Genomic DNA, 8,223 nt, shown 5'->3' with positions numbered 1-8,223 from the left:
ATTCCTCTACATAAAAGAGTTTGAAAGTGTAGATCATTTTAAAATAGAATTAGAAAAATATGTAGATTATTATAATAAGAAACGGATAAAGGTAAAATTAAAAATGAGCCCGGTGCAATACCGGACTCATTTGGATCAAGCTGCCTAATGAAATAACCGTGTCAACTTTTAGGGGTCACTTCAAAACTCGCTCTTTTTTTGTTATGTACAATAATTCATCACTACTCTAATTCAATCGAAACATTTTTTTGTGGTACGAATGTAGAAATTGCATGTTTATAAATAAGCTGTTGCTTACCTTCTGTTTCCAGTAGGACTGTAAAATTATCAAATCCTTTAATTAATCCACGAAGCTGGAAACCATTTAATAAGTACAGCGTAACAAACGTATTTTCTTTACGGAGTTGATTTAAAAACTGATCTTGAATATTGATTGATTGCTTCATGTCGAATCCTCCTCTTTTTCTCTACTTACTATTATTCGACTTTAGTTGTAACTTTCCTTCTATGTATCGTAAAATTTCTGACGTTTTTTCACCATCTGTAACATCAAACCATGTGACATCCATTTTATTACGGAACCACGTTAATTGACGTTTTGCATAACGACGTGAATTCGTCTTTAATTGTGATACCGCTTCTTCTAAAGAGACACGATTCTCAAAATAATCATATACCTCTTTATACCCAATCGCTTGAATAGATTGACAATCTCTCATCCCACGATTATACAGCCCTTTTACTTCCTCTAATAAACCTTGTTCCATCATTAAATCCACTCGTAAGTTAATGCGATCGTATAGCATTTCTCGATCCATTGTCAAGCCAATTAGTGAAACATCATATAATAACTCGTTTTCTTGTTTTTCGAGTTGTTCACTCATTTTTTCGCCCGTCGTGTGGAAAATTTCTAACGCCCGAATGACACGACGCACATTATTAGCATGAATACGCTCCGCGCTTTCTGGATCTACTTCTTGCAATTTTTCATGTACATATTCCACACCACGTTCTTGAGCTAGCTTTTCCATTTTCTCTCGGTATATAGCATCACCAGCATCATCTGTAAACTGATAATCGAATAAAACAGATTGTATATAAAGACCCGTTCCACCAACAATAATCGGTAATTTACCCCGCTCTGTAATTTCTCGAATATGTTTACGAACACGTTCTTGAAATTCTGCGACAGAAAATGAATCTTCCGGATCTTTTATATCGACCATATAATGTGGAATTCCGTCCATCTCTTCTTTTGTCACCTTTGCGGTTCCAATGTCCATCGTGCGATAAATCTGCATGGAATCTCCACTTATAATTTCACCATTCAACGCTTTGGCAAGGTCAATACTTAACTTCGTCTTTCCAACAGCAGTTGGTCCAATGATGACAGCAACCTTTTCGCGTTGCATTTCTCCCATATCATTCAACTCTCTTTATGTAATATACTCCATCTATTGATTATATCCAATCTTAACAATTTTAACGGTACGATTGCAAGTTCTTTCATTCTGGTACATGAAATTTCATATAAAAAAAGAACATAGTTTGTCCAATTCTGCATACACATGATAAAAAATAGCTTTGAGAGGATGAGTTGACTATGAAACAATCTACCATCAATTTTTCATCTTTAACAAAAGACCTCATTTTAGCCACTGCTACAAAAGAACAAAACTGTTCACAAGAAGAATTATACTTCGCTCTAAATTGTTTGCTACGTTCTTTTCATTCTACGCTCCAAGAAACGACATTACATCCAGAAAATAAAAATACAGAGTATATGCAGACTCAATTTTGCAGTGCATATAAAATTCTTACAGGTACAACTATTTATCCCTTTCAATAATCCATAAAAAGCGGTTGCTTGAAAATATGTAAGCAACCGCTTTTTAAATTAATACATATACACTATTGTATAACTTTCACTTTTACAGACTTACGGCCCCAGCTATTAGCACTACCATCTGAGCCCACTAATACATCAATGCGATTTCCTTTAATCGCACCACCAGTATCTCCAGCAATCGCTTCTCCATATCCTTCTACCCATACTTTCGATCCAAGTGGAATTACCTTTGGATCAACAGCAATTACTTTCATATTTGGATTCGCTGTTAAATCATGCCCCATTGCAGTTAACACACGACCACCATACGTACCATTCTCACTTGGATTTGCTGTATACGCCGTCGCTTCTACTGTTATTTCACGACCGCCAGCAGGTGCATTTGTTTCAGCAGATTTCTTAACTGGTTTCGCAGCTGGCTTTTCCTTTGCTACAGGCTTACTTGATTCTACATTTTTAACAGACTCTTTGCTCTTAACTGCCGTATTATTTTTAACCGACGGATTTACTCTAGCCGGTTCTTCTTGCGTTACAACTTCTTTCTTTTCAATCACAGGTGCTTCTCCTGTTAAAAATGGTACGTGAACATATGCAACTTTTCCATTGTAGTCGAATTGTAACCATTCATTTTGAACTTGATTTGTCGTTTCAATCAAATCATTTTTATTAAATTTACCAAGAATTTCAGAGTCAGTATTCGCTCCAGCACGAATATTTAATACGTTCGCCGTTACATAATACGTACTTTTAGTAAATTCAGCACTTACAAATGCTTCTTTACCGTCTAATTTAATTTTCGACCATCCGTTTTCTGTATTTATAACATCTAATTTATTTCCACTTAACATTTTACCTACAAGCTTTGACTCTACATTTGGGTTTTCTCTCACATTTAATACGTCTGTTGTTACAATCGTTTCTGCTTTCGCAGAACCTGCAAAAATCCCAAGACCAAAAACTGCCGCTGTTGCTATACCTAATAATTTTTTCATGAATAGCCTCCATTTGCTTTGTTTTCGTATTTTCATTATAGCAACAGATTTTTTAGTTTTTTAGAAATCACACAATTACAAAGCACTCGTAATATACGATTAACGAGTTGTAACATAAATTTCCATATTAATGAAATGCATTTTCAATAGAAACCCCAATATTTTTCATATATTTTCCACATACAAGCATGAAAATTTTTTTCCAAAAAAAATTACAGTATTACTGTTTTGTTACAAAAAAATCATATTCCATTACATCTTTTACCATAAAACATCATTCTCCAATTATTAATCTCTTTTTTTGTAATAAAAAGGAGTAGCTTATAGCAGCTACTCCTTTTTCATTTATTATTTAACTTTCTTTTTCCAAATTCCCATCATAAGAGCAGAAATAACTGTCCCTACTAATATAGAGAAAATATATAGCAACGGTTTATTTACTAATGCTATAACAAATAACCCACCATGTGGTGCCGGTAATGTAATTTGGAATAACATAGATAACGCGCCTGCAATACTTGAACCAACAACACAACTTACAATTACTCGAATCGGATCTGCAGCTGCAAATGGAATTGCACCTTCTGTAATAAACGATGCTCCCATAATATAATTTGTTAAACCAGATTTACATTCCGCTTCTGTAAACTTCGTTTTAAAGAATGTAGTTGCAAATGCAATTGCAAGTGGCGGTACCATACCACCAGCCATAACAGCAGAGTGAACTCCAAAGTTCTGCGCTTCTATTGCAGCAATACCAAATGTAAATGCGGCTTTATTAATTGGACCCCCCATATCGATTGCCATCATACCACCTAAAATAAGACCTAGTAATATAGCATTTGTACCGTTCAAACCATTTAACCATCCTGTTAACATTTCATTCAATGCTACTACAGGTGGATTTACTACTTTTTGCATTACAACTCCTGTAATTAACAATCCAAAGACTGGATATAACAAAACAGGTTTAATTCCTTCTAACTGCGCTGGTAATCCTGAAAATAATCTTTTCAATCCTAAAACAACATATCCAGCTAAGAAACCAGCAATTAATCCTCCTAAAAACCCAGCATTCGCATGTGCCGCTAAAAACCCTCCAACAACACCAGGCATAAAACCAGGACGATCAGCAATAGAACTCGCAATAAATCCAGCTAAAATTGGTACAAGGAATAAAAACGCCCCTGTTTTTCCTCCACCAATAGACATGAACAATTCAGCTAATGGACCTTCCGCCTTTATACCACCAAACGAAAACGCTAGCGCTATTAAAATTCCACCGCCAACAACGAACGGAAGCATATTACTTACACCACTCATTAAATGCTTATAAATTCCTAATCCTTTTTCATTCTCTATACTCTCTGACTTCCCATTCTCTTTTACACCTTTAAAGATTGGTGCATCTTGTTTGACAGCTCGATTAAGAAGCTTTTCCGTTTTTCTAATCCCATCAGCTACCGGCACTTGAATGACATGTTTTCCAGCAAAACGATTTATTTCTACTTGTTTATCTGCCGCAACGATAATGGCCGTTGCACGTTCAATGTCCTCTTTCGTTAAACCGTTTTTTATACCTGTTGATCCGTTCGTTTCAACTTTAATCGCAATCCCTAACTCTGCCGCTTTCGCTTTCAAACTATCAGCAGCCATATATGTGTGAGCGATTCCAGTCGGACAAGCTGTAACAGCTAATACGTATGGTTCATCCCCTTCCGGTTTCGCTACTTCAACTTCTTCTTCTTTTTCATTCTCTTTTTCATCAAATAAGCGAAGAAGTTCCTCTTCATCCTTTGCTTCTAATAATTGCTTGCGAAAGCCTTCATCCATTAATAATGTAGAAAGACGGGACAACGTTTCTAAATGTGTATTATTTGCTCCTTCACTTGCAGCAATCATAAAGAATAAATGTGCAGGCTGTCCGTCAAGCGATTCATAATTGATACCGCTTACACTTCTACCGAAACAAATCGCCGGTTGCTTAACAGCCTTCGTCTTCGCATGAGGTATGGCAATGCCTTCCCCAATTCCAGTCGTACTTTGGGACTCCCGCTTTAAAATAGCTTCTTTAAATTCCGTTTTACTATTTAAACGATTTGCCCCACTTAATTTCTCAACTAATTCATCTATGACAGCTTCTTTATTTGAAGCTGTCAAATTCATAATGACTGTATCCCTTTTTAATAGTTCTGTAATTTTCATATGTTACTTCCCCCTATCGCTTAACTACAATTACTTGCGACAATAATTCTTCTACTTTTTCCTTTTTACATAAATCTGCCGAAAATGCTGTTGCACTCCCTGTTGCAACACCATATTGGAATGCCTTTTCAATATCTTTTGTTTGTTCGTATTTACCTACAAATCCAGCAACGAGAGAATCTCCTGCCCCAACTGAATTAATAACAACACCTTTTGGAACAGTTGCTTCATATATACCTTCTGCCGTAAATAATAAAGCTCCATCTCCGGCCATTGATACAATAACGTTCTCTACACCTTGTTCGACTAATTTTCTTCCATACGGTAAAATCTCTTCTACTGTTAAAAGCTCCACTCCAAATAACTCACCAAGTTCATGATGATTTGGCTTTATTAAAAATGGCTTATTTTTAATTACATGTTGCAGTGCACTTCCACTTGCATCCACTACTACACGAATACCTTTTTCAGCTCCAAACGCAGCAATTGATTCATAAAAAGTATTTGGAATAGAAGTCGGTACACTTCCAGCAAGTACAACACAATCTCCACGTTGCATACTTTCAATTTTGTTCATTAACTGTCCGAACTGCTCTTTTGTCACAATAGGACCTTGTCCATTTAATTCTGTTTCTTCTTCCCCTTTTATCTTTACATTAATTCTAGTATCTTCATCTACTTGGACGAAATTTGTTGTTACACCTTCATCATGTAATACATCTTGCATAAACTGACCAGTAAATCCACCAGTAAATCCAAGTGCAACATTTCCAACACCTAAACGATGAAGAACGCGAGAAACATTAATCCCTTTTCCTCCAGGAAACTTCATGTCTTTCTCTGCTCGATTTACTGTGCCTAAATCAAAAGAATTAACTTGTACTACATAATCAATAGATGGGTTTAAAGTAACTGTATAGATCATTGTTTATCAGCCTCAATTACATTGGTTTGTCTTTTATATTTTTCTAAATCAATTTCTAAATGGTTTGTAATAATATTTGCATCTTCAACATTGGCAATTTTCGCAAACGCAACTTCTGAAAACTTACTTTCATCAATTAAGAAATACCCTTCGTTCGCTAATGTTAATGCCATTTGTTTTAAAAGCGCTTCTTCTGGATCTGGTGTTGTAAAACCAAACTGTTCATGTACGCCATTCGCTCCTAAAAAACATTTATCAAAGCGATACTTCTGCATACTTTCCTGTGCCATCGCACCAATTAAAGCCTTCGTCCTACTCTTCATCATTCCGCCTAGTAAATACGCACGAATATTATTTTCAACTAAAGCTTCAATATGCATAAGTCCATTCGTCACGACAGTAACATCTTTATTTATTAGAAATGGAATCATTTCAAATGTTGTACTTCCTGCATCTAAATAAATACAATCCCCTTGTTCCACAATAGTAGCTGCATACTTAGCAATTTGATGTTTTATTTGAATGTTTTTGGATGATTTTTCAATCATCGTTGGCTCCTGTCCCTTTGCTGTTAAAACAGAGGCACCACCATGAACTCTTTTTAATAACCTTTGTTTTTCTAATTGTGCTAAATCACGACGAATTGTTGATTCAGAGCTTTCTGTTCTTTCAACTAATTGCTGTAATTTAACTACTTTCTGTTCTTTTACAAGTTGCAATATCATTTGATGACGTTCAGGAGTTAACATTTTACTCACCTCTTCTTTGATTACAGTATAATGAAAACGATCACAAAAATCAACCATATTCATTCATAAATAATCAAAAACAATCAAAAAAAAAAAAAAAAAAAAAAAAAAAAAAAAAAAAAAAAAAAAAAAAAAAAAAAAAAAAAATAATTATATAAAAAAAAAAAAAAAAAAAAAAAAAAAAAAAAAAAAAAAAAAAAAAACAATTATAGAAAACAAAAAAGAAACCCGTTTGATTGTTATATCAAATAGGTTTCTTTTCTCGATTCACTTATAAAGAAGCTTTATATATGCTTAAAACATCATCTTTATTTAATTTTTTAAAGTTACCAAATTCACCATAAGCCATCGCTTTATCCGCCATTAAATCAATTTCATTTTCTCCAATAGTATAATCAGATAATGCTACTGGCGCCTCAATTGAAGTCCAAAATTGACGCAGTGCCTCAATTCCTTCTAACGCCACTTCTTTATCTGTTTTGCCATCTGTTTCTATATCAAATACACGAATAGCGAACTGTTTAAAACGACTTACATTTTCATCTATAACATGCTTCATCCAATTTGGGAATAGAATTGCAAGGCCGCCGCCGTGTGGTATGTCATGAACAGCAGAAACTGCATGCTCAATATTATGAGTTGCCCAGTCTCCTTTTACTCCCATTGCTAAAATGCCGTTTAACGCCATAGTACCGCAATATAAAATTGTTTCCCTATGCTCATAATTTTCTAGATCACTTAAAAGCTTAGGAGCTGTTTCAATTACTGTTCTTAAAACAGATTCACAATAACGATCTTGTAGTTCTGTATTTGTTCCATGATGGAAATATTGCTCTAATACGTGTGACATAATATCTACCATACCGTAAATTGTTTGATCTTTCGGTACAGACGCAGTATGAACTGGATCTAAGATTGAAAACTGCGGGAAAGTAACCGGGCTACCCCAACCGTATTTTTCATTCGTTTCCCAGTTTGTAATTACCGAGCCTGCATTCATTTCAGATCCTGTTGCTGCAAGAGTAAGTACAGTACCAAATGGTAATGCCTCGCTAGCAAATGCTTTTTTCGTTACAATATCCCATACATCTCCATCGTACTTACTACCAGCGACAATCGCTTTCGTACAGTCGATTACACTTCCTCCACCAACTGCTAAAATAAATTCGACACCATTTTCTTTACAAATTTGAATCCCTTTTTTTACTGTTGATACACGAGGATTCGGTTCAACACCAGTCAATTCAAATACTTCCGCATTTATATCTTTTAAAATAGAAATTACATTATCATATATACCGTTTCTTTTAATGCTGCCTCCTCCATATACGAGAAGAACTTTTTTACCGAACTGTGGAATTTCAGTTTTTAACTGCTCTAATTGTCCTTTACCGAAAATAAGTTTTGTCGGATTACGAAATACAAAATTTTGCATATCTTTTTACCATCCCTTCTATTTAAAAAGCAACTATACTTTTGTATACCATATTTTTTTCATTTCAC

Annotated in this window: 9 protein-coding genes; 2 read left to right on the top strand and 7 right to left on the bottom strand. The window is 34.8% G+C overall.

Annotated features, from left to right (window positions below):
- Positions 1-148, top strand: a 148-nt coding sequence (locus JDS98_RS23640) for an IS3 family transposase (protein WP_199634384.1), incomplete at its 5' end; no start/stop codon positions are given.
- A gap of 73 nt (positions 149-221) precedes the next feature.
- On the opposite strand, the gene hfq is transcribed toward JDS98_RS23640, so the two are convergent.
- Together hfq and miaA are read right to left on the bottom strand one after the other, a co-directional pair.
- Positions 222-446: an RNA chaperone Hfq gene (gene hfq / locus JDS98_RS23635; RefSeq protein ID WP_000813896.1), complete on the bottom strand. Its 225-nt coding sequence runs from the start codon at positions 444-446 to the stop codon at positions 222-224.
- Positions 447-467: 21 nt separating this feature from the next.
- A complete protein-coding gene (gene miaA / locus JDS98_RS23630; RefSeq protein WP_000504364.1) occupies positions 468-1,421 on the bottom strand; it encodes a tRNA (adenosine(37)-N6)-dimethylallyltransferase MiaA in 954 nt (317 codons plus the stop codon).
- Positions 1,422-1,603: 182 nt separating this feature from the next.
- Here miaA and JDS98_RS23625 point away from each other — a divergent pair, with 182 nt between their 5' ends.
- Positions 1,604-1,849 (top strand): hypothetical protein, encoded by a 246-nt coding sequence (locus tag JDS98_RS23625; RefSeq protein WP_000814421.1) that lies wholly within the window; start codon positions 1,604-1,606, stop codon positions 1,847-1,849.
- 62 nt (positions 1,850-1,911) lie between these two features.
- Here JDS98_RS23625 and entD read toward each other — a convergent pair whose 3' ends face one another.
- The 5 genes from entD to JDS98_RS23600 form a co-directional block, all read right to left on the bottom strand.
- Positions 1,912-2,841, bottom strand: a complete 930-nt coding sequence (gene entD, locus JDS98_RS23620) for a cell wall-binding protein EntD (RefSeq protein ID WP_000734606.1) — start codon at positions 2,839-2,841, stop codon at positions 1,912-1,914.
- Positions 2,842-3,189: 348 nt separating this feature from the next.
- Positions 3,190-5,046 (bottom strand): PTS fructose transporter subunit IIABC, encoded by a 1,857-nt coding sequence (locus JDS98_RS23615; RefSeq protein ID WP_097957697.1) that lies wholly within the window; start codon positions 5,044-5,046, stop codon positions 3,190-3,192.
- Between the two features lie 13 nt (positions 5,047-5,059).
- Entirely contained in the window at positions 5,060-5,971 is a 912-nt protein-coding gene (gene pfkB / locus JDS98_RS23610) for a 1-phosphofructokinase (protein ID WP_000640843.1), read from the bottom strand.
- Complete coding sequence (locus JDS98_RS23605) at positions 5,968-6,720, bottom strand: DeoR/GlpR family DNA-binding transcription regulator (RefSeq protein ID WP_000957289.1); 753 nt, start codon at positions 6,718-6,720, stop codon at positions 5,968-5,970. Before JDS98_RS23605 ends, pfkB begins: the two co-directional genes overlap by 4 nt.
- 271 nt (positions 6,721-6,991) lie before the next feature.
- Complete coding sequence (locus JDS98_RS23600; protein WP_098711852.1) at positions 6,992-8,155, bottom strand: iron-containing alcohol dehydrogenase; 1,164 nt, start codon at positions 8,153-8,155, stop codon at positions 6,992-6,994.
- Between the last annotated feature and the right edge of the window lie 68 nt (positions 8,156-8,223).

Source organism: Bacillus cereus group sp. N11 (genome assembly GCF_016483605.1).
In the GTDB taxonomy this organism is placed as follows: Bacteria; Bacillota; Bacilli; order Bacillales; family Bacillaceae_G; genus Bacillus_A; species Bacillus_A toyonensis.
The sequence above is the reverse complement of the archived record's forward strand: the minus strand, read 5'-3'. Positions and strand labels throughout refer to the sequence as shown.